The organism is Sphingomonas sp. Ant20 (genome assembly GCF_000783375.1).
Lineage (GTDB): Bacteria > Pseudomonadota > Alphaproteobacteria > Sphingomonadales > Sphingomonadaceae > Sphingomonas > Sphingomonas aerolata.
Genome location: NZ_JRVI01000272.1, coordinates 1 through 1,457, shown reverse-complemented (window position 1 = coordinate 1,457; position 1,457 = coordinate 1). Strand labels below are relative to the sequence as shown.

The 1,457-nt window shown below is 70.8% G+C and carries 1 protein-coding gene and 1 pseudogene; both read right to left on the bottom strand.

All coding sequences use genetic code 11. From position 1 onward, the window contains the following. Positions 1-470, bottom strand: a pseudogene (locus NI18_RS20055) (hypothetical protein); the annotation flags it as partial. A gap of 232 nt (positions 471-702) precedes the next feature. Beyond that, positions 703-1,457: ATP-binding protein (locus NI18_RS20050; RefSeq protein WP_037532804.1), on the bottom strand; the 755-nt coding region annotated here is incomplete at its 5' end.

Sequence of the window (1,457 nt, the reverse complement as noted above, 5' to 3'; positions counted from 1 at the left end):
GTCGCCGTTGCGCCAGGTGTCGCCGCCCGCGCGCGGCACTTCGCGACGCCGGATCGCGCCGTCGCCATTGCGGTCGAGCGCGGCGAACCGGTCGGCGGCGGCTTGGCGAACTCTGCCCGGTCGACGCCGCGGTTGAAATCCAGATCCGCCGACGTGACCGGCTCGGGCAGGTCGAACAGCCCGAAGCGACCCGCGCCGATCCGCAAGGTCGCGTCGGCGGTGCTGGTGCGGCGGCTGGCGGCGTTGCCACGCTTGCCGGATCCGGTGTCGGGACGTCCCCCCGATCCGCCGCGTCCTCCACCGCGGACGCGGATTTCGGGGACGAGGATGTTTTCGTACCAGGCGATGTCCTCAGGATCGATCTCGCCATCGCGGCCGCGGTCGAGATGCGCGAAGACCCGGGTCGCATCGGCCTGAAACTCCGCGCGGGTGATCCGGCCATCGCGTCGCGGTCGGCGCCCTGGAACCATAATGCCTGCGCGGCGCCGGCCTTCTGGGTCGAGCGGAACGGCTCGCCCATCGGGCTGATGAACAGCTGGCCGCGGCCCTGTTGCGGGCGCTGCCGGGCAGGTCGCGCCGGCTCGGGGCTCAACTGCGCTGTTGCCGCGGCATTCGGGGCGGGCGCCAGCGCGGCCAGCATCCCGCCGGCGATCACCGTCCGTGCGCGCATCGACATCGGTCTTCTCCTGTTTCGGCGCCGGATCATGCCGGCAGAATGACGCGCACGATCAGACCGCCTTCGGGGCGATTCTCCAGTGACGCGGCACCGCCATGCGCATGCGCCACCGCGCGGACGCTGGCGAGCCCGAGGCCAGTGCCACCGGTATCGCGGTTGCGCGACCGCTCCGCCCGGAAGAACGGCTCGAAGGCATGCGACGCATCGGCGGCGGAGAGGCCCGGACCACGATCGCCGACCTCGATCACCACCGTGTCGCGGTCGCGGTAAAGTTGGACCTCGGCATGCCCGGCATATTTGACGGCATTGTCGACCAGATTGACCAGCAACGCCTTGAGCGCGGGGGCATCGCCGTCGATCGCGAGCGACGGACCGGGAGCCAGCACCACCTGCTCGCCGCGGTCGGCATAATCATCGGTGATGCTTTCCGCGAGCGAGCGCAGGTCGAGCCGCTGGCGGCGGACATGCCGGGTCATGTCGCGGACGAACGCCATCGCCGCGCCGATCCGCTGGCTCATCTCCTGGATATCCTCCTCGCTCGCCTCGCGGATCTCGTCCGGCGCCTTTTCGAGCCGGAGCGCGAGACGCATCAGCGGCGTGCGCAGATCGTGTGCGACCGCGGCGATCAGCGTCGTGCGATCCTCGACATAGCGATTGAGCCGCTCCTGCATGACGTTGAAGGCGGTCGCGGCCTCCATGATCTCGGGCGGTCCGGTCAGCGGGATCGGATCGGCGCGGGGATCGCGACCGAGCCGGTCGGCGGCGGCGGCGAGGCGACCAG